The sequence below is a fragment of the Saccharopolyspora soli genome (assembly GCF_022678645.1).
Lineage (GTDB): Bacteria > Actinomycetota > Actinomycetes > Mycobacteriales > Pseudonocardiaceae > Saccharopolyspora > Saccharopolyspora soli.
On the sequence record NZ_JALBWV010000059.1, the window covers coordinates 12,834 to 38,271 of the forward strand.

The following is a 25,438-nucleotide window of genomic DNA, read 5'->3' on the forward strand; positions in this document are numbered from 1 at the left end:
TGCAGCGTTCGCTGGGTTTCCACCGCGGAACTGATGCTTTCTTCACGAGTGGTCGGCGGGCTGCTCTCCTCGAACGAAGCCGCCGCTGCAAGCCATGCCCACCTCCTCCGAAACCGAAATCCATGGGACAATTGGGATATCTAGCGATCCTTCGAATGTTCCTGATCCGCTGCGCCAACCTGGCAGTTCTCGTACGCGCTGGCTTGGATCGTGAACAGTTCGTGGTACAGGCCGCCATTGCGGATGAGTTCATCGTGGGTGCCGGATTCGATGATCCGCCCACCGTCGAGGACCAGGATCCGGTCGGCGTGCCGGACGTTGGCCAGCCGGTGGGTAACCAGCAAGGTCGTCCGCTGTGCACGGTCACCTCGTGTCCCCGCGGCGTGCTGCAACCCGGCGAACACCCGCGCCTCGGCCTTCGCGTCGAGGGCCGCAGTGGGTTCATCAAAGATCGCGGCGTCCCGGTAGATCCCGCGCGCAACCCCGAGCCGCTGCCACTGGCCGCCGGAGAGATCCTGGCCTTCGCGGAACAACTTGGACAACACGGTGTCGCCCTTGCGCTGCAAACCGTTGAGCACCTCGTCGGCACCGGATTCGCGGATCGCGGTGTGCCACGCCTCGTCGCTGGGATCGCGCCTGTCCAGTCGACCGACTCGGACATTGACCGCAGCCGTCATGGGCCAACGAGCGGGTTCCTGCGCGATGATCGCGACCTGCTCGTGCACCGTGCGGCCGTCGGCGGTGGCCAGGTCCACGTCGTCCCACCACACCCTGCCCGACGACGTCGGGTACAGGCCGGTGATGATCTTGCCCAGGGTGCTCTTCCCGATCCGTTCTCCCCCACCAACGCCACGACCTCGCCGCGGCGCAGGGTCAGGCTGATGTCCCGCAGCGCTGGTTCGTCCTTGCCTGGATAGGTGAACGAGACGTTCTCCAACCGGATGACACTTGGACCGGCCGGTGCGGTGAGCGCCGACCGGCGCAGGTGCCGGGAGCGGGCGTCCGCGAGCAGGGTGTTGTAGAACCGCAGGAAGAACGAGTCCTCGTAGAGCCGGTTGATCGAAACCATGGACTGGGACAGCGCACCCGAGGCGGTGCGCATCGCCACCACTGCCGCACCCGCGAGGGCCAGCGGCATAGAGCAGGAGCCCGAGCACGACGTAGGCCAGCCCGGTGCCGATTCCGGCGAGGGCGCGGCCGAGCAACCGCACGAAACTCTTGCGGTGTTCCAACCGGATCGCCTCGCGGGTCACCTCAGCGGCCACCCGGCGGTGCTCGGCCAGCAGGGTGTCCTGGAGCGTGAAGGCATGCCGTTCCAGGGCCACGTCCCGGGCGCTGAGCAGGTTTTCGACCACGTGCAGCCGCAACTGCCGCGAGACCATCGAAAGGAAGTTGTCGTAGCTTTTCCGGACTAAGCAGGGGTTCCGCTGGCACTGCGGCAGCGGCTGCCAAGCTTGGGGCGCTGATGTCGCGAGAGCTGGCCGAGGACTGCCGACCCTATGCCTTCTATGACCCTGGACATCGTCGATGCTGCCGAGCTTGCTGAGTTGCTGGAGTTCCTGGGCGACTGGCTTGAGAGTGACGGCGATCGGCTTGCTGAGTCGTTCAGAAGATTCGTCGGAGGGCCTGGCTATGACACGGCCAAGCTCCGCGAGGACCTTAGCCGGTTCAGGTTCCTGCTGGGCGGCGGTGATGGCGAGGGCGTTTTCAAGCGCAATCCCGAGTAACGGCAAGAGGAAACACCGTCCCCGAGCTGGGGACGGTGTTTTCAGGCCAAAATCTCAGCGCGCGGTCTGCCACCCTGTGGCTATTCAGCACCAGCTCCGGGGCCTTCGGTCGCCGGGGTGTCTGGTTGTCCGACTAACGTCAGCGAGTCATTTCGGTGATCCATCAACCATTGTCAGGGCGCGCGGCGCCCCTTTTCGCCGACGGCCCGGACCGGGGGCGGTGCGGCTCAGCCGGAGAATTCGTCGACACCGAGGGCGAAGTCAAAGTGCCCCACCCCGTTGCTGGCGAGGCCCACGGTCACCACGCCCGCGCCTTCCAGCCAGTGCGCCATCTTCAGGCCGCCGACGTCAAGCGGGCGCAGCCCGATGCTCTTGATGAACTCCGCCACAGCCGCCTTGGCCTGCGCATTGTCGCCGGCGAAGAAGACGTTGGGCCAGCCCTTCTCCAGGACCTGACGGAAGATGGTGTTGAATGCCTTCACCACGCTGACGCTGGCCGGGGCCACCTTGGCGACCTCCTGCGCGATCGAGGTCTCCTCGCTGTGGGCCAGCCCGTCGAACGTGGCATTGAAGGGGTTGCTGATCTCGACGATGACCTTGCCTGCGAGGGCGTCGCCGAACTGGGCGATGGCCGGAACGACAGCGTCGTACAACAGGGCCGCGATGACGATGTCCCCGGCCGGGACGTCGCCCCACTTTCCCGTCGTGGTGCCGCCGCCAAGAGCCTGGGCCAGGTCGGCGGCCTTGGACTCATCGCGGCCGATGATCTCGACGGTGTTGCCGCCCGCTACCGCCCGGGCACCGATGGTGCGGGCCATGTTCCCGGTGCCGATGAAGCTGATGCTGCTGATGAGGTGTGCTCTCTTCCTTCTTCTCGCGGCCACGCAACACTTCATCGTGGTGCGGTGTCCGCGTCCGAGAACGGTTTCTTCGCCCGTGGTGGCTGTGTTCTTGCGGGCGTGCCCGCACATGCCGGGTTTTCCGCTCAGATCGCGGTGGTGCCGCCGTCGGTGACCAGTTCCAGGCCGTTGACGTAGCTGGAGTCGTCGGAGGCGAGGAACAGCGCGACGGTGGCGATCTCCTCGGGGCGGCCCATCTTTCCCCGCGGGATCAGGGATTCGAACGCGGTCTTGGTGGCGTCGTCGAACAGTTCTTCCTGCTTGGCGGTGGCGACCTGGCCGGGGGTCAGGACGTTCACCCGGATCTTGCGGTCCTTCAGCTCGTTGAGCCACACGCGGGCCCATGCCTGCTGCACGGCCTTGCTACCGGCGTACAGGCTCCAGCCGGGGAAGGCCCCGAGTGAGGCGTTGGAGCCGGTCATGAAGACCGAGGCTCCGTCGTTGAGCAGCGGCAGGGCCTTCTGCACGGTGAACAGGGTGCCGCGCGCGTTGAGCCAGAAGGCGCGGTGGAACTGTTCCTCGGTGATCTCGCCGAGGACGGCGGGTTCGCCCATCCCGGCGCTGGCCCACAGCACGTCGATCGAGCCCTTGTCCCGCTTGACGGTGTCGTACAAGCGGTCCAGGTCGGCCAGTTCGGCCGCGTCACCCTGCACGGCGGTCACGTTCCGGCCGATCAGCTTGACGGCGTCGTCCAGCGCGTCCTGCCGCCGGGCCTGGATGAAGACGTGAGCTCCCTCGTCCACGAACAGTTTGGCGCCGGCCAGCGCCATGCCGGTTGATCCACCTGTGATCACCGCTACCTTGCCGTCGAGCTTTCCCACGATCACTCCTTCGAATTGCCGGGTGTTCGGAACCAGCCGGTACGTTATGTACACCGTCCTGTGTGCTTAACGTATCGGGCGACCAGTCGGAGCGCAAGTTATGTACACTGGTCGGTACTCAACTCGGCTATGCTGGATGCATGACGGAGTTGGAGAAGGGGCCCCAAGGCCGCCGCCGGGGCAGGGGCGCGCGCGAGCGGATCCTCAGCGCGTCACAACAACTGTTCCGCGAACAGGGCATCAATCGCACCGGTATGGACCAGCTCTGCGCGGTGGCCCAGGTGTCGAAGCACACGGCCTACCAGCACTTCGCCGGCAAGGACGAACTGGTCGCCGAATACCTGCGCCGCTTCGATCCCGACGTCTTGCCCGGGGTGTTCGACCGCACCGACCTCACACCCCGCGAACGACTCCTCGCTGCCTTCGATGTGCCAGCGTCCACCCCCCTGTGCCCCTACATCGGGGCGGCCGTCGAACTCCACGACCCTCAACACCCGGCATCCGAATGCGCACGCGACTACAAGAAAGCCATCGCCGCGCGGCTCGCCGAAACCGCCCGCGAAGCAGGCGCCACCAACCCCGAACAACTCGGCGAACAGCTGGCGCTGCTCATCGATGGCGCCTCCGCCCGCACCCGAGTCCTCGACAGCGAATGCTTCCCCACCGCCGCCGCCATCGCCGCCGTCCTCATCGACAACGCCATCCCCGCGTCATCTCCTCGACAGCGCAGCGATGACCGCGGAGCCACCGGGTCTGCTCCCGTTCCGGTGGGAGGCCAATGACAGACACCGCCGACCTCATCATCCGAGCGCATCGCCCTGACGCGAGCGCCTGAGGGAAGTCCTACGGTTCCGGTGCGCGCGTCGGATCGCACCCGTCGCCGGGAGTCACACGTAGCCCGCCGTGCGGTGTGATTTGCAGTCAGTACATCAACGCCTGCCGAGTCTCAGCGTGAGCCGCCGGCATGGTCGGCTGCGATGACGATCGTGACCAGCGCGTCGTCCAGGGCCTCGTCAATGTCGGCCATGTGCTCGGGGTCCTCCCAGAGCAGGTCACGAGCGACTCCGCGGTGCAGGTCGATCGCTGGTACACGATCGGACCCACACCGCAAGCCGCGCCAACCTGCGGTTACCGCGTTGCGGCGGCCAGTGCCGCGCGGATGGCGTCCTCGCCGACCGGCTGGCCCTTCTCGTTCGAGTACGGCCCGTACGGGGTGCCCCACACCGGCGTGCCCGTCGCCTGCCGCCAGCTGTCGGTCAGCGGTCCCGCGTCCACGACGCTGTACCCGATGGAGTCGATGAACTTGGTCACGGCCGCCTTTGCCTGTGTGGAGTCCCCGGCGATTGGCAGGAACGAGCGGTCGGCCGCCACTGCTGGGCGGGCGAGTGACAGCAGGTGTTTGTAGAAGATGTTGTTGAACGCTTTCACGAGCAGGGCGTCCGGGATGTATCGCAGCAGCAGTTCGCTTGAGGTGAGCGCGTTGCTGTCGAGTTCGGGGATGTGTCCGTCACGCTCGGGGCCGTAGTTGCACGTGTCGATGACCGTTTTGCCGGCCAGTGGCGCGGCGGGCAGGTTGGGGAACGCCTTGACCGGCACCGTGATGACGACGATGTCAACGGCCGCCGCGGCCTGTTCGCTCGTCGCCGCGGACGCTCGCGACCCCAATGTCGCGGCCGTGTCCGCGAGCGTTTCGGGACCGCGCGAGTTGCTGAGCACGACCTGGTGCCCGGCCTCGACGGCGAGCTGCGCGACGGTGGTGCCGATGTTTCCGCTTCCGATGAGTCCCACAGTCGTCATTGGGTTCCTGTCGTCAGCTGGCGGGGAAGTAGTGGCCGTTGTCCAGATCGGCGAGCAGGCCGGCCTGGGCGGGTTCCCAGCCGAGGGTCTGGCGGGTGATGAGATTGGACGCCGGGTAGCTCTGCGTGACGATGTTGGCGAGGAACCCGAAGTATCCGGGCACCATCAGGACGTCGGCGGGGATGCTCACGACGGGCAGGCCCAGTCGGCTGCCGATGGCCTCGGCAATGTCGCGGAGCGGGATGGCCCCGTCCGCAACCGCGTGCCAGTAGCTGCCTGCCGGGCCCTTCTCCAGCGCCAAGCGGAACACGGAGGCGACATCGCGGGCGTGCACGGCGTTCCACTGGTTGGCGCCGTCTCCGGGGTAGCCGACGACGCCTTTCTCCTTGGCGAGCGCGATCAGCTGCTGGAGGAAGCCGGCTTGATCGGTCGTGCTGTGCGCGATGTTGGCGATCCGCACGATTGAGGACCGCACTCCGTGCTCGGCGAGGCCGATGACGGTGGTTTCCACGATGTTGCGAACCCGCAGGGTGCCTGTGTGCTCATCGCCGCCGGGTAGGGCCGGGTCCTCTTCGGTGGCCGGCCGGCCCAGGTTGCCGGGCGAGCCGATGCTGCCCGCCGCGACTAGCGGCTTTCCGGTTCCCGCGAGCGCTTCGCCGTAGGCGAGCATGATCGGGACCTCGGCGGCGGCTACGGCGTCGATCCCGCCGGATGCAAGCAGGTCTTGCCTGTGCGCGACGTGGATGACGCCGTCGGAGTCCGCGGCCGCCTCCTTGAGCCCGTCGAGATCCTCGAGGTCGCCGCGACGCACCGTCGCGCCGAGCGCGGACACCGCCGCTGCGGCCGTGTCCGAGCGGGCCAGGCCGGTGACCTCGTGCCCGGCGGCGATGAGCTCGGGGATGATGTATGAACCGGTATGGCCGGTCCCGCCAGTAACGAAAACGCGCACAACTTTTCCTTGCGAGAGTAGGTGGAAGGCTGCTTTCGCGTCGCAGATCGGCGGACGTGATGTGACGCGAGAAGTGGTGGTGCGGGCGTGCTCAGCCGGCGAGGTTGACGCCAAGGGAGAAGTTGAAGTTCCCCACGCCATGGCGGGCCAGGCTGATCATCACCAGGCCCGCCCCTTCCAGCCAGCGCGCTACCTCCAGGCCGCCGGCATCCAGTGGGCGCAGCCCGAGGGTCTCGATCAACGTCGAGACGCTCGTCTTGGCCTGCGCGTCGTCGCCGGCGAGAAGCACGTCCAGCGGGCCGCCCTGGGCCAGGATGTGGCCGAAGACGGTGTTGAACGCCTTCACGACGTGCGCGCTCGCCGGTGCGACCTTGCCGATCTCCTGTGCACCGGAGGTGTCGTCGGGGGTGACCAGCCCGGTGGCGTCGGGGTTGGAGGTGTTGGTGATGTCGATGATGACCTTGCCGGCGAGCGCGTCTCCGTACTGGGCGACGATCGGCACGGCGCTGGCGTAGGGCACGGCGAGGATGACGAGGTCGTCGGCCGGGGTGGTGCCGAAAGTCCCGGCCGTGGCGCCGCCGCCGAGCTCGGCGGCCAGGTCTTTCGCCTTGGCCGCGTCGCGGCCGATGACCTCGACGGCGTTGCCGCCCTCGACCGCGCGGGTGGCTATGGCGCGGGTCATGGTCCCCAGGCCGATGATGCTGATGCTGCTCATGGTGTGCTGCTTTCTGGAGTTGGATAGAACGCCCTTGCCGACCCCGCCGTGTGAGACGGGCTGTGTCGTCGACGCCGTCGAATGAGGCGCCTGGATGACGCTCGATTCCATGGTTGCCGTCGGCCTGAGTGGCTGTCCAAGACCTCTTTCAGCAGTTGCGATACCCTGGAGGCATCGCCGGACCGGGAGGCACCGTGGATCTGGACCTGCGCAAGTTGCGCTACTTCGTCGCCGTCGCCGAGAAGCTGCACTTCGGCCGCGCCGCCGAGCAGCTGCACATCGCGCAGCCGGTACTCAGCCGGCAGATCCGCGCGCTGGAAAAGGATCTCGGCACCCCCCTGCTGACCAGGGACAGCCATGGAGTGGCGCTGACCAACGCCGGCAGGCAGCTACTGAGCGACGCTGGCCCGCTGCTGGCCTCCGCGCACGCGGCCCGCCGCCGGGTGAGCGTGGCCGCGCGGGGCAGCCAGCGGCTCATGGTCGGCTTCCGGGCAGGCATTGCAGTCGCCCCGGCGGTACAACAGTTCGCCAGCCAGCACCCGGACGTTCTGGTCGACGTGCAACGCATCGAAGCCGACGAGCAGGCCCCGATGCTGCTCGACGGCCGCATCGACATCGGCTACGTGCGACTGCCCATCGACGAGGCCGGCCTGCGCGTCGCCCCGCTCTACACCGAGCCACGGGTGGCGGTGCTGCCCGTCAGCCACCGGTTGGCCGGCAAGGAAGAAGTCACCGAGGCCGACCTGGCCGGCGAGCCGCTGGTCTGGGTTGCCGACACGAGCACGCAGCCCACCAGGCGCCCGCACCCCAACGCCGGATACCTGGTGCGCGGGGTGGACGAAACACTCGAGCATGTCGCGGCCGGCCGGGGCATCTCGTTCCTGGCCCGTTCAGCGACCGTGTTCTACTCACACCCGGACGTCGTTTACGTGTCCGTCCCGGATCTAGCGCCCGAACAAGTGTGCCTCGCGATGGCGGCATCGCACCTCTCGCCGGTGGCCGAAGACTTCTTCACCGCAGCTCAGGCGGCGGCCAAGATCACGGCAGAATGCGGGAACCATGAAATGTGGCAGCGTGGCGGCCCTGCCGCTGCAAAGCACGGTTGAGCAGGTCGTCGGCTCGCGAGTGAGCGGCTGTCCCATTAGCCCCGACCAGAGGGAGAATCCAGAACGGGAGCGTTAATCGGGATGGCCGTTACGACTCAAGGTCTTCTTCAACGAGATCGCTGACGTTCTTTCCGGTGTGCAGCGCGAGCTTGGCACAGACCTTTTCGCCTTCATTGAGCGGGTAGATCGGAAGGCCCAGCTCCAGTCCGAGGTCGTTGAGGCGCGTGAACAGATCGGGCTCGATAACTTGCTGAGCCTGGTCATACAGGACGTGAGCCTTAAAGTGACCGAAGAACTCATAGCCAGGCCGGAAGACACGCGCTAGCAGCAGAAACCGCAGCCCACCAACCATGATAGACCGCTGGTAACGATCGTCTTTGCTGAGATCATCCATCCAGGTGGAACCATCGCCGTCGGCTGTCCCCCAACGAGCTTGCCATCCTTTGCCGCCGTGTTCCGCTAGCCATTCCAGGATGCGTGTTGCGCCCTCCGTGTAGCTTTTCGCTCTCTTGTTTTCGGGCCAGACTGGAAGCTGCGGTAGGCGTTCGAGAATGGAGCGGATCGAGTGCTTGTCCAGCGGGCTTACTGGATGCTCGCAAGACACTTCACGCGGTACGAGCAGGGGCTGCTGTGCTTGCGGCCGACTGAGTTCATGCGTTGTGGCCATCAGAGTTGGCCTCCGAACAGGACGTTGAGATCATCCGCGTCGTAGCCGGCCCCGACCGGAGGTGAAGGAGGTACTACCCGTTTCTCGCGCGCCGCGAGATGCTGGGCGACGCGGCGGATGATCTGCTCTTGGTCTTCGGCAAGGTATGTCTCAGCGGTGGTGGCCAGATGGGCATGTCCGAGGATTTCCTGGACGTCGCGTAGCGAGAGCGTTTCGTCACGGCGCATACGGATCGCTGCGGTGTGCCGGAGGTCGTGCATGGTCCAGTTCGCGCCGAGCAGGGTGTTGACTCGGCGAAATACCGCCCGCAGGGCCTCGTAGTTCAACTGCTGGCGTTACAGCCCGCTGCCCTGGTCGCGGCGCCGCATGGTCCACCACACTGGATCGTTGGGTTCCAGCGGTGTACCGAGATCGGCGAGGTAGAGCCGCAACCAGACAAATGCCTCGGGGCTTGTCGGCAACCACTGCGCGGCGCCGGTCCCCTTGCGGTAGACGCGGATGAGTTGTTCGCCCCAGTCGACGTCGACCGTACACCCCAGCAACTCCGCGGCCCGGGCTCCGTTGGCGACAGCCAGCGCGAGGAGCGCCCGGTCGCGGTTGGATCGCAGCCCGGCGAACAGGTCGTTCCACCGTTCGTCCGACATCGCCCTCGGCTGCTGTTTGGGAAGCTTGGGGTTGTAGCGGATCCGGCCCTCCGGCCGGAACGGCTCCAGCGGGTTGTGATGGGCATTGGCCCGTCGCCCTGACCGGTCCAGAACAACCGGGTTGACCAGCGGTCCCTCGCCCCGCTCGATGAAGTAGTCGTAGAAGCTGCGCAAAACCGCGTTCGAATGTCGCACCGTACGGGTTTCGTACACATCGCTAAGGTTCCGCTTACGGGTCACCGGGTTGACCTGGCCAGCCGTTGCCGCTGATCGGGTTCGTGCGTGTCGGAGGGGCTTCTTCGCCTGCCGCAACCACAACACATAGTCCCGAACCTCGGCGGAGGTCACCTTGTCCTACTCCATCTCGATCACCTGCAGCCACCGCCACCAACGCAGCAGGTCGTAGCCGTAACTGCGCAGGCTCGATGTCGCGTGGCCACTGGCCACGAAATACCGGAAATACCCGTGTATCGGCTCGACCGGTACTCCGCCATCGTCGACGACCTGCCAGGGCACTGGCTCGTCTACCCTCACGACCTTGCCCCAGCGGGGCAGCACGATCCGGGCAACGTCCCGATCAACGTCATCCCACAAGGTCACGTGATTTCCTTCCGCCGTCGTTCACGTGACCTTCTACCGATCAACCACAGCCCTCGCGCCGATCAGCCCGGCGTGTCGCCCCGTAGTCCGGTCAACATTTCCGAGCTTCGCCACCCGCATCGCGGCCCACGCGTCCGCGATCGCCGACACCAACAACACCGGGACCAACTACGCGCTCAACAGGCCAGCGGTGACCAGTGCGGCCAGGGAGGAGGTGATTTCGGCGACGCCGCGAAAGCTGGTCTCCACCGCGACGACGCCGTGGCGGCCACCCTGCCGCGCCAGCTCGCGGAAGTCGGCGTCCTCCCAGGCCATCAGGTCCACCTCGGCGATCGCGGTGTTGATCTCGTCTTGCGCCGCGTACCGAACTCGCGGCGTCAACGCGCCCTGCACCGCGCTGACCGCGGTGTCGAGCAGTCCCCTGATGCTGAACGAGGCGACGACCAGTGCGATCGCCGGAAGCGATGCCAGAACCCGCTGCGGTGTCGGGCCGGTCGCCAGCAACTCGCTGAACACGTTCGCCGTGGCGAACAGGCCGAAGGCCGTCGCACAACCCGACGCGAGCTGCACGACGACCGCCAGCAAGGTCAGCCGTGGCGCGGTCGACCAGGCCAACCTGGTCACCAGCGCCGCTGCGGTCGGCAGTTCCCGCAAGGTCTGCCACATCCCGGCCTCGGCCACATTCCGATGCACGTCCACCCACTTGGGCGGTTCCAGGTCATCGACACCGATCAATCCGCCTGGCCCAGTCCCCGACCCGTTGGTGCCGGACATTGCGCCACCCACCTTTCCCGCAGCCGCCGCTACGGGAAGTGCTCCGACAACCACTGACAGTCAGAGGACCGGGGTGGGTTCACGCGGTGCTGCGCTGGAAGTAGCGGTAGAGCAGCCAGGCGAGGGCTGTGTGGTAGGCGACGCCGATCGCGAAGTACGGCCACCACGTGCCGCCTTCGTAGACGACCCAGAACATCTTCGCTGGCCAGTAGGTCGGCAGCAGTCCGAAGAACCATTGCCATCCGGCGTCGAGGAAGAACGGCACCAGCGGAATTCCGGCGATCAGGACGCCGAGGGCCCGAATCACCGCGATGCCTTCGACCTTGTTCCCCGCGAACGCGAGCAGCAGCAAGGCGACCACCAGCGCGGACAGTCCACCGAGGATTCCGACGAAAACCGTGCCCAGCACAGCACGAGCCGGTAGCAGTCCGGTGCCTGCCGTGGTGGCGACCGTATAGCAGATGGTGAGCACCACGGCGATGCTCGCGCGGTAGCGCACGTACGCGAGCAACGGCACCGGGCTGACTCGCAACGCCTGCAACGTGCCTTCGTCTCGCTCGTCCAGCACCATCAGGCCAGCCAGCCCACCGGTGACGATCGGTGCGGTCAGCACGAGGAAGCCGGTGAGGATCAGCGAGTGGTACGGCACCAGGTCGATGCCGTAGCGCTCCCGCAACAGCGCAGTCGCCGCTGGCAGCGGTAGACGCACCATCAGCGTCCAGAGCACCGGTGCGATCAGGACGCCGATCAGCAACGGCTCTCGATAGATGCCGCGGAGGTCCTTGCCGAGGAAAGTCCTCGTCACCGAACGGCTTTTCGGGACTTGGGTCACGACCGCGCTCATGCCGCACTCCCCTTCCCCGCCAGCGCGTACCGGACGAACATGCGCTCGGCGGCGTTCCACAACACTGCCAGGACCAGCAGCGGATAGCCGATGGCGTAGCCGAACTCCCAGCCGCTCAGGGACTTCTGCTCGAACGCCGCACCGATCAGCAACAACGGCCCCTGGGTGGGAATCAGGTAGAGCAGCGACGACTCCCAAAGCCCGGCGAAGTGGAAGACCGGCGCGGTCAGCAGGGCCAGCGGCAACATGCCAAGCATGAACCAGTCGCTGACCGAGTGGAACGGCAGCGAAGACAAGAAACCAGCCAGCAGCATGGGAATCGCACCGAGCGCCGCCCCGAGCACCAGCACCGGTAGATCGTAGGCCAGGCCGCGTGTCGCGGTCGCGACCCCGACGGCCAGCACCACGGTCAGCCCGGTCAACGTGAGCAGCTTGGCACCGAGGTATTCCGAGAAGCGCAATGGTGTGATCGCGATGGCCGACAGCGTTCGCTCGTCCTTCTCGAAGAACACCGAGGCGGCGATGAAGAAGAACCCGACGATCGCCAAGTCGCCGAACACGATGTACGGCTCCAACACCACCCGCGCCTCGGACGGTATTGGCAGCAGCACGGCGATCCACAGCAGACCGGAGAACACCGCCGCGTGCAGGAACTTGTAGCGCACCTGCGTCAGCAACTCCAGGCGCAGGGCGACCCGAAGACGCGTCATCGCAGGCTCCGTCCGGTGGTTTCGACGAACACGTCGTCGAGGCTGGCCTCCAGGCTGTGCAGCGTTTCCACGCGTTCCTCGCGCAGGATGCGTTGGAAGTCCTCGTCGTCGGCCAGCCGGTCCAGGTGGAATTCCCGCGCGGTCAGGGCAGCTCCGTCGCGGTACTCGACCCGGATCTGCCGCTTGCTGCGGGCGACCTTGAGCTCCTTCGGGGTGTCCAGCGCGGCGATCCGACCGTCCACGACGAAGGCGACGCGGTCGCAGAGCTCATCAGCGGTGGCCATGTCGTGGGTGGTCAGGAAGATGGTTTTGCCGCGTGCCTTCAGGTCGAGAACGATGTCCTTGACCACTCGGGCGTTGCGCGGATCGAGACCGGTGGTCGGCTCGTCCAGGAACAGCAGGTCGGGGTCGTGCAGCAGCGCACGGACGAAGACCAGGCGCATCTGCATGCCCTTGGAGTACTCCCCGACCCTGGTGTTCGCCGCGTCGGAAAGCCCCACGCTGTCGAGCAGTTCCATCGGATCACGCGTCGGGCGGTCGTAGAGCGAGGCGAAGAACCGGAGGTTCTCCAGCGCGGTGAGCTTCCGGTAGTGGTTGGGCAACTCGAAGGACACCCCGATCCGCTGGTAGAAGTCACCGCCCCAGTCCTTGGGTTGCTTGCCCCACAACGAAACCGTGCCGCGGTGACCGTCGAGCAGCCCGGTGAGGATCTTCTGCGTGGTCGACTTGCCCGCCCCGCTGGGGCCGAGGAAGCCGAAGATCTCACCGCGCGCCACCGAGAAGTCCATGCCCCGCACCGCTGGCTCCTTGCCGCGGGCATAGCTGAAGTTGAGGTCGCTGACCTCGATGACCGGGTTCATCGGATGTCCTCCGAAGTGAGTCCAATTGCGACGCTCCTGATCAGCAGGTCGAGGATCGCCGGGTACTGCGGACCGATCTCGTCGGAGTGCACGACCGTGTAGGCCACGGCCTGGATCACGCCGACCACGACCATCGGATCGGTGTCCACGAGCGCACCGCCGCGCTGGGCCTGCTCGATGAATTCGAGCATCGGGGCCAGCACGTAAGGCTGGGAGCGCGCCATCTCTTCCGGCCCCACCTTGCGCGACACCGCGACCAGCTCGTCGGGGTGCGCGAGCAGCCGCCGGTAGAGCGGGTCCGTCGTGGCAGTTCTGATGCCCTCGCGGATCATCGCCTCGATGCCGCTGCGCGCATCGGCGGCGGCGCTGAGGGTTTCGCGGAACGCCTGGGTGACTTCGGGCGCCTGCCGGATCAGCAGCTCCAGGTACAGCGCCTCCTTCGAGTCGAAGAAGGCGTAGAAGCTGGTTTTGGCGATCCCGGTCGGGCGGACGAGGTCTTCCAGCGAGGTCTTGCGCAGTCCGTGGACGGCGAACAGTTCCCGGCCGCTTTCCAGCAGCAGCTCGGTGATCCTGTTGCGCTCGTCCTCGGAGAACGGTGCGGGCATGACGCCTCTCCTGCGGTCAGTGAACCAATGAACGAATTGTTCTCTCGTTCATTGCTGACGCTACACTTGTTCCCCGAGGGCGGAAGCGCTCTTTACGGTCTCCATACGCGCCAGTGCCCGCCGACCGCGGTGGTCGGCGGGCACTGGTCGTCAGATCACTTGACGGTGATCGGGTTTTGCACCACCGGCTCGCTGGGACTCGGCAGCGGCGCGGTGTTGGTGATCGCGCTGCGGAAGCCGCGCAATCGCAGGCTGTTGCCGACCACGAACGACGAGCTGAACGCCATCGCCGCACCGGCGATCATCGGGTTGAGCAGACCCGCCGCGGCCAGCGGCAGGGCGGCCACGTTGTAGGCGAAGGCCCAGAACAGGTTGCCCTGGATGGTCCGCAGGGTCCGGCGGGACAGCCGGATGGCGTCGGCCGCGACCCGGAGATCGCCGCGGACCAGCGTGAGGTCGCTGGCCTCGATCGCCACGTCGGTTCCGGTGCCCATCGCCAGGCCGAGATCGGCCTGCGCGAGCGCAGCCGCATCGTTGATCCCGTCCCCGACCATCGCCACGACCTTGCCCTCGGCCTGCAGCCGCCGCACCACGTCGACCTTTTCCTCGGGCAGCACCTCGGCGATGACCTCGGTGATGCCGACCTCCGCGGCCACCGACTTCGCGACGGCTTCGTTGTCGCCGGTGAGCAGCACCGGGGTCAGCCCCAAGCCGCGCAGCTGCGCGATCGCCTCGGCCGAGGTGGGCTTGATCGCGTCGGCGACGACCAGGACCGCGCGGGCAGCACCGTCCCAACCGACCGCTACGGCGGTCTTGCCCTGCTCTTCGGCCGCGGCCTTGGCGCTGGCCAACTCCGGGTTCAACCGCTGGCTCCACTCCGCGAGCAGGGCGGTCCGCCCGACCAGCACCGCACGCCCGTCGACGACCCCCTGCACACCGAGTCCTTCGACGTTGGCGAAGTCCTCGACCGCGGGCAGCTCGCCCACCCGTTCCTTCGCGGCGCGTGCGATCGCTTGCGCGATCGGGTGTTCGGAGGCGTCTTCCAGCGCTCCGGCCAGCCGCAGGACCTCGTCGCGGTCCACGCCGTCGGCGACGTGCACGTCCGCCAGCGTCATCTGACCGGTCGTGACGGTGCCGGTTTTGTCCAGCACGACGGTGTCGATGCGCCGGGTGGACTCCAGCACTTCCGGGCCCTTGATCAGGATGCCCAGCTGCGCACCCCGCCCGGTGCCGACCAGCAGCGCGGTCGGCGTGGCCAGTCCCAGGGCGCACGGGCAGGCGATGATCAGCACCGCCACGGCCGCGGTGAACGCCGCTGCCGGACCGACACCGGAGCCCAACCAGAAGGCCAGCGTCCCGACCGACAGGGCGATCACGATCGGCACGAACACCGCCGAGATCCGGTCGGCCAACCGCTGGATCTCGGCCTTGCCGGTCTGCGCGTCCGCCACCAGCTGCGCCATCTGCGCCAACTGCGTGTCGGCGCCGACGCGGGTGGCCCGCACGACCAGTCGACCGCCCGCGTTGACCGTGGCGCCCACGACGTGATCACCGGAGCTGACCTCCACCGGCACCGATTCGCCGGTGAGCATGCTCGCGTCGATCGCCGAGCTGCCCTCCTCGACCACGCCATCGGTGGCGATCTTCTCGCCGGGCCGAACCACGAAGCGGTCGCCGACCGCCAGTTGCTCGACCGGGATGCGCTCCTCGCGCCCGCCGCGCAGCACCGCCACGTCTTTGGCGCCGAGCTCCAGCAATGCCCGCAGCGCCGCTCCGGCACGACGCTTGGACCGGGCCTCGAAGTAACGTCCGGTGAGGATGAACGTGGTGACCCCGGCCGCGACTTCCAAGTAGATCGAGCCCACTCCGTCGGTGCGCTGGACGGTCAGCTCGAAGGGGTGTGTCATGCCCGGAGTTCCCGCCGTGCCCAGCAGCAGCGCGTACAGCGACCACAGGAACGCCGCCAGGGTGCCCATCGAGATCAGCGTGTCCATCGTGGCCGCGCCGTGGCGCAGGTTCGTCCACGCCGCCCGGTGGAACGGCCACGCGCCCCAGAGCACCACCGGGGCGGCCAGGGTCAGCGAGATCCACTGCCAGTACGTGAACTGCAGTGCCGGAACCATCGCCAGCAGGATCACCGGAACGGACAGCACCACCGAGCCGATCAGCCGTTGCCGCAGCGCGCGGGTCGGATCGTCCGGTTCGTCCTCGGCCGTCCGGGTGCTCGGCTCCGCCGCGGGACGCGGCAGGGCCGCCGAGTAACCGGCCGCCTCGACCTCCGCCACGAGGCGATCTGGGGCCAGGTCGGCGGGGAAGACGACCTGCGCCTTCTCCGTGGCGTAGTTGACGGTGGCGGTGACCCCGTCGAGCTTGTTCAGCTTGCGCTCGATGCGCGCCGCGCACGACGCGCAGGTCATGCCGCTGATCGCCAGTTCGACCCGCTGCCCGGCGACCGGGTTCGAGTCGTGCAGATCGGATGTCATCGTCAGTGCTCCTTCCTCGCGTCGCCGGTCAGCCGTGGCCGCCGTGGCCGTTGTGTGTCGTCGGTGCGTGGGCGGCGCCGCCCGTGGTCGGCACGGTGAACTCCGCGGTGCGGACCTGGCCTTCGTGCTGGAAGTCCAGGAACAGCCGGTACGCACCGGCCGACGGGACCACGACGTCGAAGGTCACCGTCGGGCCGGGTGGGGTCCGGCCGTCACCAGGCACGCCCTCCGGGTGCACGTGCAGGTAGGCGAGGTCGCCCTGCCGCAGCGCGACGAGGTGTCCGTAGGCACCGAGGTAGGGCTGCAGATCCGCGACCTCTCGACCGTCCTTGTACACCGACAGGGCGACCTTCGAGGTCTGCCCCGGGATCAGCTCGCCGTCGAGCCGCACCTGGTACCCGTCGGTGGTCGCCATCAGCGACGGAGCATACGTGGCTGGTTGGAAGTCACCCGGCGCGGCCAGGTCGACACCCAGCGTCATCGCCTCGCCGCCGGTAGGGGCGAAATCGGCGAAGGCGCGGTAGCTGCCCGCCTGCGGCAGCCGCAGCGGCACCGACCAGGTGCCGTCCTGGCTCATCTCGGGGTGCACGTGCTCGTAGTGGGCGGTGTCCCGGCGCACCACGATCAGGTGCATGCGCTTCTCGTGTTCGACGTCGAAGCCGGTCACCGGCTGGCCGTCCGGGCCGATGATGCGGAAGGAGAACGGATTGGTGGTTCCCGCTCGCAGCGTCGTGCTGGTGGGCGTGAGGGTGTAACCGCCCCTGGACGACGCCAGCCCCGCGGGCTGGTCGGGTTGTGCGGTCTCCGCGACGGTGCCGCTGTTGCTGTCCCCGTGCCCGGCGTCCTCCGCGCCGTGCGCACCGGCTGGACCGGTGAAGGGACCGACAGCGGTGCCGATCGCCCAGCCGCCACCGGCGACCAGGGCGAGCGCCGCACCGTAGGCGGAGAGCTTCCCCGCAGTGTTCATGTCACATCCTCGTGATCGGCAGTCGGCCGTCAGGAGGCCAGCTGGTAACCGGCCTCTTCGACGGCGGCGCGGACCTGGTCCACACCGATTTCCTTGCTGCTGGTGACGGTGACCGCACCGGTCGGCAGGTCGACCTGGACATCGGTCACCCCGTCGATCGCGCTGACCTCCTCGGTCACCGACAGCACGCAGTGCCCGCAGGTCATACCGGTCACGTTGTAGATCGCCTCGCTCATCCGACTGCGCCTTTCCAGAAGTCGTCCGGTTTCCCGCCGGTCGCGCCGTCCGACGCGCCGACACCGCAATTTATACCCTAGGGGGGTACCCTAGTCAACTCGGCACGCACACCGAAAAACAAAGCGCCGGATCCGGACGAATCCGGATCCGGCGCTGTCAGCGACGGGTCGCGATGACGAACTCGACGAGGTCAGCTACCCCGGCAGGGTATCAAGGGACGCCCGCGTCAGGCGGTGACGATCTGGCCGTTGTCGACCTTCACCGGGATGGCGGTCAGCGGCGTCTCGGCGGGACCGTGCTTGACGGCTCCGGTGAACGCGTCGAACACCGAGCCGTGGCAGGGGCAGCGCAACTCGGTGCCCTGCGGCGCCACCGGGCAACCCCGGTGCGTGCAGGCCGCGCTGAACCCGGCGACCGTGGTGTCGTTCGGACGGGAGACGATCGCCTGCTGCCCGCCGGGCGTGGTGACCGCCACCGCGCCCCCGACCGGCACCGCGCTGAGCGCGCCGAGGCTCTGGCCAGCCGGGGCGGGTGGCGCGCCAGGTTCGTTCGCCGGAGCGGGTGGTGCGGCTTCGCCACCACAGGCGGTCAACGCGACAGTTCCGAGGGCAGCACCGGCGACGGCGCCACCGGTGAGGAGGACGGATCGGCGGGTGTGGTTTTCGGCAGTCATGCCAATGGACACGATCAGCGACCGCATCCGGTTCAAAACCGGGATTCCGGCTCCGCGTACCACGGCCAGCCGCGCGGGAGGAGCCGCACTAGCATCGGTGACGGCGACGCTCGGGTCTGGTCGCTCTTCCCTCGTGGCGCCCTGTTCGCTGGTGGGCTCCCACCGGTTTTCGTGCGGCAGGGAGTCGCTCGAAAGGTGCACGTGCATGGCAGCAGTCTGGTTCATCACCGGCGCGTCACGCGGTCTCGGCCGGGAGATCACCGTCGCCGCGCTCGCCCGCGGTGACCAAGTGGTGGCCACCGCGCGGGACACCACCGCTGTCACCGCCGCCATCGACTCGGACCGACCGGATCTGCTAATCCTGCCGCTGGACGTGACCAACACCGACCAGTCTTGGAACGCGGTGGACGCCGCACTGGACCGGTTCGGCCGCATCGACGTGCTCGTCAACAACGCTGGCTACGGCCTGCTCGGCGCCGTCGAGGAAACCTCCGACGCGGAAGCCCGCGCGTTGTTCGACGTCAATTTCTTCGGACTGCTCAACGTGACCCGCGCCGTGCTGCCCGTCCTGCGCCGCCAGCGTTCCGGCCACGTCATCAACATCGGTTCGGCGGGCGGTTTCGCGCTGGGCACGGGCTACGGAATCTACGGGGCCAGCAAGTTCGCCGTCGAGGGGATCACCGAGGCGCTGGCCGCAGATCTCGACGGACTCGGTGTGCGGGCCACCGTGGTCGAACCCGGCATGTTCCGAACGGACATCTTCGACCCGACGAGCCTGCGCCTGGCCGCCACCCGCCTCGACGACTACGCCGCGACGGCCGGTCAGCGCCGGGTCGACCTGGTGCGGATGAACGGGGCCCAGCGCGGAGATCCGCGCAAAGCGGCCGAGGCGATCGTCGACATCGCCCACGCCGCCAAACCGCCGTTGAGACTGCAATTGGGCCCGGACAGCATCGCGCGGGTCACTGCCAAGCTCGCGCTGGTCGCGGCCGAACAGGCCGCCTGGCGGCACCTCGGCGAAGCCACCGACCACGATGACGCCGACGCACGATCTGGTCGAACAGGGGAGGAATAGGGCGGTCCCCCGACAAGCGCCCCATTCCTCGCCCCTTTTCGGACAACGCGGACCTGCGCCCCCCGGGATCGACCGCATCCCGCATTCCGCGCTGCCACGTCCATCGGCACCAGCCAACAGCTACTGCTGCACCAACTTCTTCAACGCCTCCAGCCACAGCTCGTGCCCGTTGAACATCCGGTCCGGGTCGCCTTCGCGCATCGCGATGGCCACCGATCCGCGCGCCACCTTCTCCGTCACCGCGCACGTGGCGTTCGGCGGGATTCCGACCAGCAACCACGCCTGGTAGGCGTCGAAGTCGTGCCCGGTGGCGAACCAGCCCAATCGGCTGTCCCGCACGAATTCGCCCACCGTGGCATCGACGTGCATGCCGAAGGTGTCGAACTCGAACCTGGTGCCCCACTGCAGCCGATCGGCCGGTGGCGTGGTGATCCGCACGTTCTGCGCGTTCGGATACCAATTCGGCCACCGGGGCGCCTCCACCAGATGTCGAAACACCAGCGCCCGCTGCGCGTCGATCCTCATTTCGTTGTGGACGAACAAGTCCGCGCGGTCCGGCGTGAACCCGGACGGCCAGTGGATGTCCGGGTTTGCCTTCCGATGTCCGGATCGGTGACCGTCTCCGGGCGGCGTTGACTTCCCTTGGACCGAGGTCTCCTTCGGTCCGGGCACACGTTCCTGCCAGGAATTCATGGTGCACCTCGTTGGGAATCGGCATGGAATTCTTGATACCTGCCGCTGAATCAAACTGTGCCCGGCCCCCGACCCACCCGACATCCGTCAAATGACTGTGCGCCCTGCCGTGCAGTGTGACGTGCGACAACACCGAACCGACCGGCGAGAACACCGCCAGGGTCCCGTTTCGGCAAGAAACCGCTAATCGGGTTGTTCCGGCAGATCGGCCAGCGCGTCGCGAAGGGCGGCGCGGGAGGCGATGCCGAGTTTGGGGAAGATCCGGTACAGGTGGGCGCCGACCGTCCGGTGGGAGAGGAACAGCCGCTCGCCGATCTGCTTGTTCGTCAGTCCGGACGCGGCCAGCAACGCGATTTCCCGCTCCTGCGGGGTCAGCGAAGCGGACTCCGGGTCCTCGGCCTTCGGATTGGCCAACCCGGCGGCACGCAACTCGTTGTTGGCGCGAGCGGCCCACGGTCGAGCGCCCAGCCGCTCGAAGATCTCCAATGCCGCTCGAAGCTGGATCCGCGATTCCGCGGTCGCACGGGCCCTTCTGAGGCGTTCCCCGTAGAGCAGTCGCACCCGCGCCGCCTCGAAGGGCCAGCGGTCGGCGCCGGGAATGGCCAACGCTTCCTCGAACAGCCGCATGTCGCCATCGGCGGCGGCCATCGCGGCGGAGCCGCCTGCCAGCAGGGCTAGGCGCGGGGACAGCGCCGCGATGTCAGCTTCGCGCATGGCGTTGACGTGCGCGGCCGCCTCGGCGTCGCGGTTGGTGCGCACCGCCGCTTCGACGAGGTCCATGGTGGCCCACAGGGCGTGCGGGACGTGGGAAGCGAGGGTTCCGGCCGGGCTGAGCGCGGTCGCGTGCTGATACGCGTCCTCGAAATCACCCCGGCCGAGGTCGGCGAGTACGCGGGCGTGGTTGGCGAACAGTTCCGCACCGTGCGCCCCGCGCGGCGCGGCCGATCGCACGATCTCGTCGGTCAGCGCGCGGCTGGTGTCGAAGTTGCCGCGCACGGCTGCGAGCAGCGCTTGGTCGTAGCGGAAGTACCAGCTGAAGAAGCGATATTCGTGCTCTTCGCACAGCCGCATTCCTTCGTCGGCGAAGGTCGCCGCTTGGTCCCATTTCCCGGTGAGGAAACCGTCCAGGAAGAGGTGCATCAACGCGCCAATGCGCCTGCGGACCGGACCGCCCTCGCGGCCCTGCCGGACGACCCGCCAGGACGCCTCGCGGCAATCGGCCAACCGGTCGAGGTAGACCGACGCGGTACCCATCCGCACGATGCGGGTCGGGTCGACCTCGTTGTGCAGACCGCTGAGCACGGCGTCGAGCTCGGCTTTCGCCGCGACGCCGGTCCGGGCCGGGTCCGGGAACGTCTTGCTGCAAACGGACAACAGCGGCGGAACCTCGGGCGTGAGCCGGTCGAGCGCGGCGTAGAAGGGCTCCCACAGTTCGGGACGCCCGCCGAACCAGCACACCAGGAGCAAGGTGTGCAGCGCTTCGTTTAGGGCGTTGTTGCTGGCGTCGTAGCCGTGGTCGCCAGCCTCGATGGCACCGACCAACAACCGGTGGGCGGTGTCGACGTCGCCGTCGCGGTTGATCAGCAGGTACACCGCCGCCGCGGCGGCGTGCAACGATCCACTGCTGCCCGGATCCACGCCGCAAGCACCGTCGAGCAGTTGCAACGCACTGCTCAACTCGCCGCTCGCGTCCGCGCCGATGTAGGCCGCCTCGGCTCGGCGGCGCGTCCGGTCGGTGGCCAGCGGGCTCAGCTCCGCGGCCCGGGTCAAGGACGCGACCGCGCGCACCGCATCGCCGCGTCGCAGGACCCCGCGCGCGGCTTGTTCCAGCAGGTCCGCCACGTGCTCATCGGGGCCGACGCACGCCTCGCCCAAGTGCCAGGCCCGGCGCTCCGGCTGATCCACCAGGGCGTCGGCCAGGCAGCGGTGCGCCCAGCGGCGCTCCTGATCGGTGGAGACCTCGACAGCGGCGGACCCGATCAGCGGGTGGCGGAAGGACACCCTGCGGGTGGTCCCCTCGACCCGCACCAGCTGATCGCGTTCCGCAGGGGCGAGATCGTCGAGGTCGTACTGACCGGCCGCAGCCGCCCGCAGCACGTCGAGATCGCCAGTACCGTCCAGTGCGGCCAGCAGCAACAACTTCCGGGACGAAGCCGGGAGCTTGGCCATCCTCGACGCGAAAAGCGTTTGGAGGCGCTGGCTGAGCGGCAGCAGCGGCGGCAATGCGGCTGACGCGGAAAGTTGCGACTCGCTCAGCGCTGCGGGCAACTCCAGCAGTGCTAGCGGGTTTCCCCGCGCCTCGATCAGCAGGCGTCGGCGCACTTGGGAGGCGAGGTCCGGAAATCGGTCGTTGATCAGCTCCGTTGCCGCCGCGTCGTCCAACGGCCGCACCTCGTGGTACGGCAGGCCGCCCGGATCGAAGTAACTCCCGGTCTGCGACCGCGACGCGGCGAGGAGCCCGACCCGGCTGCCGACGAGTCGGCGGGCGACGAATCCCAGCACGGCAGCGCTGGCCCGGTCGAGCCAGGGAAGATCGTCGACGATCAGCAGCAGCGGCATTTCGCTGGCCGCCATGCGGACCAGCAGGAGCGCGGCGTTGGAGACCAGCAGCCGGTCGGGCGGTGGGCCGGTGCCGAAACCCAGTGCGACGCGAAGTGCGTCGCGGTGCGCGTCACCGAGCGCGCCGATGCTGTCGTGCAGCGGGAAGAACAGCTGGTTGAGCCCCGAGTAGCTGACGTTGACCTCGAACTCCACGCCAGCGGCGCGCAGGATCCGGGTGCCTTTCCGCGACGCCGCCTCCGCTACGGCGTTCAACAGCGCCGTCTTGCCCACTCCGGCTTCCCCGGACAGCAACAGCGCCCCGCCTTGAACGGCGGCCTCGTCGAAGAACGACACGATCGACGCGAGATCTTCGGCGCGTCCGACCAACGACTCAGACGCGTGCTCCGGCCCCGCAGGATCGAGAGGGCTCAACGGTGTGCCTGCCGAACCTGGCAAGGCGAACGCGTCGGATCCACCACGACGCGATCAGCCATGCCGACATTTCCGGCATTCTTCCGCGCGCCGTCGAGCGAGTTTCCAACCGAGCTCGACGACGCGACATCAGACCGCTGTTCGGGGCTGTTGCGGCAACATTTCCGGCCGCACGCCGCAACCTGCCCGAAGTCCACGGTGGACCAGGCACCGCGCATCATCCCGGTTGACGATAAGGAGCCCCTTATGCCAGGTCAAGGCGCCCACAAAGTGGACAGTGCCCTAGACCAATCCGGCGCCGCTGCCCGACCCGACATCCGCCCGACCGCGTGTCGGCGCCGAATTCCGCCCGGAATTGAACCGGGGGGCGCGGCATCACGTGTCCACTGGCGTAGCAGACCGGTTTAGGCAGGAGTGACGCGATGACGGGCTGGATACTGCGGTTGCTCGTAGTCCTGGGATTGCTCGGATCGGCGTGGGTGCACTTGGTCGTGTGGCTGGACTGGGCCAGCTCCACACCGGTGGTCGGGCCGCTGTTCCTGGTAAACGTCGTCGCGGGCGTTGTGATCGCGGCTGCTGTGCTGGTGTGGCACCACTGGTTGCCCGTGCTGGCCGCCATTGGATTCGGTGCGGCAACGCTGTTGGCCTACGTGCTTTCGGTAACCGTGGGATTCTTCGGCGTCCAGGAACAGTTCGCGACCTCGGAGGAGGTCTGGGGCGTGATCACCGAAGCGGGCTGCATCGTCTTCGGCGCCGCACTGCTGGCGGTCCGGGACCGCAGACGGGTAGCGGCGTGACAGACGGACCGGAATCGCGGTTGATGCAATTGCTGCACGACCAGCACGCGTCCGCGTTGTGGTCCTACGCCCTGCGATTGACCGGCGGCGACCGCAGCCGCGCCGAAGACGTCGTGCAGGAAACACTGCTGCGGGCCTGGCGGCACCCGAAGGTGCTCGACCAGTCCCAGCGATCCGCCCGCGCTTGGCTGTTCACCGTGGCGCGGCGGATCGCCATCGATGACTGGCGTTCGGCGGCCACCCACGCGGAGGTCGTGACGGACGCGCCGCCGGAACCGCCGACCGCCGACGAGACGGACCGGGCCGTGCAGGGCTGGTTGGTCGCGGACGCACTCGCCGAACTGTCGGCGCGGCACCGCGAGGTGCTGGCGCTGTGCTTCTACCAGGGCATGTCGGTGGCAGATGCGGCAAATCAGCTGGGAGTGCCGGAGGGGACCGTCAAGTCCCGGACGCATTACGCGTTGCGCGCACTGCGCCTGGCGCTCGAAGAAAGGGGCGTGACCCGGTGAGTCAGCGTTTCGAACCGGGAACGGACCCGTTCGCCGATTTCGACGCCGCTTACGTGCTCGGCGCGCTGTCGCCGGAGGACCGGTCGGCGTTCGAGGAGCACATGACCACCTGCGATGCCTGCGCCGACTCGGTTCGCCTGCTGGCCGGTGTGCCCGGTTTGCTCGCGCAGGTCGACGCGCACCAGGTCAGCGCCGAGCCCGCGCCGTCGGACCAACTGTCGAAGCTCGCGACGGAGGTCCAGCGCACCCGTCGGCGCCGACTGCTGGCGACCGCCGCCGCGGCCGCCGCCGGACTGCTGATCTGCCTGGCGCTGGTGCTCGCGACCCCGCTGACCGAACACCCGGTGGGCGCGGAGATGACCGCGCTGGGGGCCTATCCGGTGCACGCGAACATCAACCTCAGCGACGTGCCCACCGGCACCAGAGTGGACATGTCGTGCCGCTACGAGGGCAGCAGGGGCGGCGACTACGTGCTGGTCGCGGTCCAGCGCGACGGGCGCACCGCGGATCTGGCCACCTGGTACGCGATGCCGAAGGACACCGCGGAACTGGCCATGACCACACCGCTGCGGCGTGCCGAGATCCAGTCGTTGGAGTTGCGGGTTCCCGGTGGACCGACGCTGCTGCGCCTCGCGGTCAACAAGTGACCGACCAGGTCACAGCGGCGCGCAGGTCGCCGGGTCGGCCCGCAGCACCGGGTCGTCGCGGTCCGCGTCCTTGATCGGGATGGTGTACACCGCGTTGGCCACTCCGTAGGCGTACTGGTAGGTGACCCGGCTGCCCTGGAACCTGCCGGTGTCGTCCTGGTAGGCGTTGACGCTGTCCAGCACGCGACCGGGCTTGCCGGGCCCGCAGCCGTAGGTGGACACCGCGCTGGCACCGCCGCCCTCGGCGATCCGCCACGGCGCACCGTCGCGCAGCGGCACGCCGAACAGGCCCGCTTCGCGGGAGTACGCCCAGACCGTGTAGATGATCGTGTTCGCGCCGACCGACTCGGGCACCAGCACCTCGTCGAACCCGTCGCCGTTGACGTCCACCGGGACGGGTGGCTGACCAGCGGCGTTGCCCGGCACCACGGTGTCCACGAATTCCTCCGCCAACCCGACCCGGAGCAGCATCGTGTCTTCCGAAACCTGTTGCAACGCAACCGGATCCTGTCGTCCGTCGCCGTCGACGTCAGCGGTGGGCGTCGGCTGCGCGGCGGCCGGGGCGGCGCCGGAGAGCAGCACGGCCGCCGTGGCAGCCCCGAACAACAGTTTCCGGGTCATCGCGATCCCTCCAGTGGTTCGACGCCACGAGCGGCGCATCGTCGT

General features: G+C 67.9%; 30 protein-coding genes. 8 read left to right on the plus strand and 22 right to left on the minus strand.

The features are described from left to right. Nucleotides 1-140: 140 nt before the first annotated feature. Nucleotides 141-1,157 (minus strand): ATP-binding cassette domain-containing protein, encoded by a 1,017-nt coding sequence (locus MOQ72_RS33625; protein ID WP_242189879.1) that lies wholly within the window; start codon nt 1,155-1,157, stop codon nt 141-143. Here MOQ72_RS33625 and MOQ72_RS33630 point away from each other — a divergent pair. Continuing rightward, complete coding sequence (locus tag MOQ72_RS33630; RefSeq protein ID WP_242189890.1) at nt 1,068-1,415, plus strand: hypothetical protein; 348 nt, start codon at nt 1,068-1,070, stop codon at nt 1,413-1,415. The two genes, MOQ72_RS33625 and MOQ72_RS33630, sit on opposite strands and share 90 nt — an antisense overlap. Nucleotides 1,416-1,508: 93 nt before the next feature. Next, nucleotides 1,509-1,727, plus strand: a complete 219-nt coding sequence (locus MOQ72_RS33635; RefSeq protein WP_242189801.1) for a hypothetical protein — start codon at nt 1,509-1,511, stop codon at nt 1,725-1,727. Between the two features lie 227 nt (nt 1,728-1,954). Here the strand turns inward: MOQ72_RS33635 and MOQ72_RS33640 are convergent, their stop codons facing one another. Both MOQ72_RS33640 and MOQ72_RS33645 read right to left on the minus strand, forming a co-directional pair. Then, nucleotides 1,955-2,611, minus strand: a complete 657-nt coding sequence (locus MOQ72_RS33640) for an NADPH-dependent F420 reductase (protein WP_242189802.1) — start codon at nt 2,609-2,611, stop codon at nt 1,955-1,957. Nucleotides 2,612-2,712: 101 nt separating this feature from the next. Beyond that, on the minus strand, nt 2,713-3,447 hold the full coding sequence (locus tag MOQ72_RS33645; RefSeq protein WP_242189803.1) for an SDR family NAD(P)-dependent oxidoreductase: 735 nt from the start codon (nt 3,445-3,447) through the stop codon (nt 2,713-2,715). A gap of 140 nt (nt 3,448-3,587) precedes the next feature. Here MOQ72_RS33645 and MOQ72_RS33650 point away from each other — a divergent pair, with 140 nt between their 5' ends. Then, nucleotides 3,588-4,229, plus strand: a complete 642-nt coding sequence (locus tag MOQ72_RS33650) for a TetR/AcrR family transcriptional regulator (protein ID WP_242189804.1) — start codon at nt 3,588-3,590, stop codon at nt 4,227-4,229. 346 nt (nt 4,230-4,575) lie between these two features. Here MOQ72_RS33650 and MOQ72_RS33655 read toward each other — a convergent pair whose 3' ends face one another. From MOQ72_RS33655 to MOQ72_RS33665, 3 genes are all read right to left on the minus strand, one after another. Next, nucleotides 4,576-5,244, minus strand: coding sequence for an NADPH-dependent F420 reductase (locus MOQ72_RS33655; RefSeq protein WP_242189805.1), 669 nt, complete (start codon nt 5,242-5,244; stop codon nt 4,576-4,578). 13 nt (nt 5,245-5,257) lie between these two features. Then, entirely contained in the window at nt 5,258-6,193 is a 936-nt protein-coding gene (locus MOQ72_RS33660; protein ID WP_242189806.1) for an SDR family oxidoreductase, read from the minus strand. Nucleotides 6,194-6,284: 91 nt separating this feature from the next. Beyond that, nucleotides 6,285-6,908, minus strand: a complete 624-nt coding sequence (locus MOQ72_RS33665; RefSeq protein ID WP_242189807.1) for an NADPH-dependent F420 reductase — start codon at nt 6,906-6,908, stop codon at nt 6,285-6,287. A gap of 194 nt (nt 6,909-7,102) precedes the next feature. Between MOQ72_RS33665 and MOQ72_RS33670 the strand changes: the two genes are divergently transcribed. Next, entirely contained in the window at nt 7,103-8,014 is a 912-nt protein-coding gene (locus tag MOQ72_RS33670; protein WP_242189808.1) for a LysR family transcriptional regulator, read from the plus strand. Between the two features lie 88 nt (nt 8,015-8,102). Here the strand turns inward: MOQ72_RS33670 and MOQ72_RS33675 are convergent, their stop codons facing one another. From MOQ72_RS33675 to MOQ72_RS33735, 13 genes are all read right to left on the minus strand, one after another. Further along, nucleotides 8,103-8,681, minus strand: coding sequence for a hypothetical protein (locus MOQ72_RS33675; protein ID WP_242189809.1), 579 nt, complete (start codon nt 8,679-8,681; stop codon nt 8,103-8,105). Beyond that, nucleotides 8,681-9,007 carry a tyrosine-type recombinase/integrase gene (locus MOQ72_RS33680; protein WP_242189810.1) on the minus strand — a complete coding sequence of 109 codons (327 nt, stop codon included), beginning with the start codon at nt 9,005-9,007 and terminating at the stop codon, nt 8,681-8,683. Before MOQ72_RS33680 ends, MOQ72_RS33675 begins: the two co-directional genes overlap by 1 nt. 9 nt (nt 9,008-9,016) lie before the next feature. Continuing rightward, nucleotides 9,017-9,520 (minus strand): site-specific integrase, encoded by a 504-nt coding sequence (locus MOQ72_RS33685; RefSeq protein ID WP_242189811.1) that lies wholly within the window; start codon nt 9,518-9,520, stop codon nt 9,017-9,019. Between the two features lie 159 nt (nt 9,521-9,679). Further along, complete coding sequence (locus MOQ72_RS33690; protein ID WP_242189812.1) at nt 9,680-9,925, minus strand: hypothetical protein; 246 nt, start codon at nt 9,923-9,925, stop codon at nt 9,680-9,682. A gap of 168 nt (nt 9,926-10,093) precedes the next feature. Continuing rightward, nucleotides 10,094-10,699 carry a hypothetical protein gene (locus MOQ72_RS33695; RefSeq protein ID WP_242189813.1) on the minus strand — a complete coding sequence of 202 codons (606 nt, stop codon included), beginning with the start codon at nt 10,697-10,699 and terminating at the stop codon, nt 10,094-10,096. A gap of 79 nt (nt 10,700-10,778) precedes the next feature. Continuing rightward, nucleotides 10,779-11,543 (minus strand): Rv2686c family ABC transporter permease subunit, encoded by a 765-nt coding sequence (locus MOQ72_RS33700; RefSeq protein ID WP_242189814.1) that lies wholly within the window; start codon nt 11,541-11,543, stop codon nt 10,779-10,781. Next, nucleotides 11,540-12,253: a fluoroquinolone export ABC transporter permease subunit gene (locus tag MOQ72_RS33705; protein ID WP_242189815.1), complete on the minus strand. Its 714-nt coding sequence runs from the start codon at nt 12,251-12,253 to the stop codon at nt 11,540-11,542. The genes MOQ72_RS33700 and MOQ72_RS33705 overlap by 4 nt, the downstream gene beginning before the upstream one ends. Next, entirely contained in the window at nt 12,250-13,113 is an 864-nt protein-coding gene (locus tag MOQ72_RS33710) for an ABC transporter ATP-binding protein (protein WP_242189816.1), read from the minus strand. The genes MOQ72_RS33705 and MOQ72_RS33710 overlap by 4 nt, the downstream gene beginning before the upstream one ends. Then, on the minus strand, nt 13,110-13,718 hold the full coding sequence (locus MOQ72_RS33715) for a TetR/AcrR family transcriptional regulator (RefSeq protein ID WP_242189817.1): 609 nt from the start codon (nt 13,716-13,718) through the stop codon (nt 13,110-13,112). Before MOQ72_RS33715 ends, MOQ72_RS33710 begins: the two co-directional genes overlap by 4 nt. A 155-nt stretch (nt 13,719-13,873) precedes the next feature. Further along, the gene (locus MOQ72_RS33720) at nt 13,874-16,201 is read right to left on the minus strand and encodes a heavy metal translocating P-type ATPase (protein WP_242189818.1); all 2,328 of its coding nucleotides are present in this window, start codon (nt 16,199-16,201) and stop codon (nt 13,874-13,876) included. A gap of 28 nt (nt 16,202-16,229) precedes the next feature. Next, nucleotides 16,230-17,168: a DUF8832 domain-containing protein gene (locus MOQ72_RS33725; protein WP_242189819.1), complete on the minus strand. Its 939-nt coding sequence runs from the start codon at nt 17,166-17,168 to the stop codon at nt 16,230-16,232. Between the two features lie 29 nt (nt 17,169-17,197). After that, nucleotides 17,198-17,404: a heavy-metal-associated domain-containing protein gene (locus tag MOQ72_RS33730; protein ID WP_242189820.1), complete on the minus strand. Its 207-nt coding sequence runs from the start codon at nt 17,402-17,404 to the stop codon at nt 17,198-17,200. 227 nt (nt 17,405-17,631) lie between these two features. After that, nucleotides 17,632-18,285, minus strand: coding sequence for a Rieske (2Fe-2S) protein (locus tag MOQ72_RS33735; protein WP_308198028.1), 654 nt, complete (start codon nt 18,283-18,285; stop codon nt 17,632-17,634). Here MOQ72_RS33735 and MOQ72_RS33740 point away from each other — a divergent pair. Further along, a complete protein-coding gene (locus MOQ72_RS33740; RefSeq protein WP_242189821.1) occupies nt 18,284-19,153 on the plus strand; it encodes an oxidoreductase in 870 nt (289 codons plus the stop codon). The genes MOQ72_RS33735 and MOQ72_RS33740 overlap by 2 nt on opposite strands. Nucleotides 19,154-19,273: 120 nt before the next feature. Here MOQ72_RS33740 and MOQ72_RS33745 read toward each other — a convergent pair whose 3' ends face one another. Further along, the gene (locus tag MOQ72_RS33745; RefSeq protein ID WP_242189822.1) at nt 19,274-19,846 is read right to left on the minus strand and encodes an SRPBCC family protein; all 573 of its coding nucleotides are present in this window, start codon (nt 19,844-19,846) and stop codon (nt 19,274-19,276) included. A 183-nt stretch (nt 19,847-20,029) separates the two neighbouring features. After that, nucleotides 20,030-22,819 (minus strand): helix-turn-helix transcriptional regulator, encoded by a 2,790-nt coding sequence (locus tag MOQ72_RS33750; protein ID WP_242189823.1) that lies wholly within the window; start codon nt 22,817-22,819, stop codon nt 20,030-20,032. Nucleotides 22,820-23,241: 422 nt separating this feature from the next. On the opposite strand from MOQ72_RS33750, the gene MOQ72_RS33755 reads away from it, so the two are divergent. Genes MOQ72_RS33755 through MOQ72_RS33765 form a run of 3 tightly spaced genes read left to right on the plus strand, consistent with a single transcriptional unit; the run spans nt 23,242 to nt 24,772 of the window. Next, entirely contained in the window at nt 23,242-23,616 is a 375-nt protein-coding gene (locus MOQ72_RS33755; RefSeq protein WP_242189824.1) for a hypothetical protein, read from the plus strand. A gap of 23 nt (nt 23,617-23,639) precedes the next feature. Beyond that, nucleotides 23,640-24,125, plus strand: a complete 486-nt coding sequence (locus MOQ72_RS33760) for a sigma-70 family RNA polymerase sigma factor (RefSeq protein WP_242189882.1) — start codon at nt 23,640-23,642, stop codon at nt 24,123-24,125. After that, nucleotides 24,122-24,772 (plus strand): anti-sigma factor family protein, encoded by a 651-nt coding sequence (locus MOQ72_RS33765; RefSeq protein WP_242189858.1) that lies wholly within the window; start codon nt 24,122-24,124, stop codon nt 24,770-24,772. The genes MOQ72_RS33760 and MOQ72_RS33765 overlap by 4 nt, the downstream gene beginning before the upstream one ends. A gap of 9 nt (nt 24,773-24,781) precedes the next feature. Here MOQ72_RS33765 and MOQ72_RS33770 read toward each other — a convergent pair whose 3' ends face one another. Then, nucleotides 24,782-25,393 (minus strand): hypothetical protein, encoded by a 612-nt coding sequence (locus MOQ72_RS33770; protein ID WP_242189860.1) that lies wholly within the window; start codon nt 25,391-25,393, stop codon nt 24,782-24,784. Nucleotides 25,394-25,438: the final 45 nt, after the last annotated feature.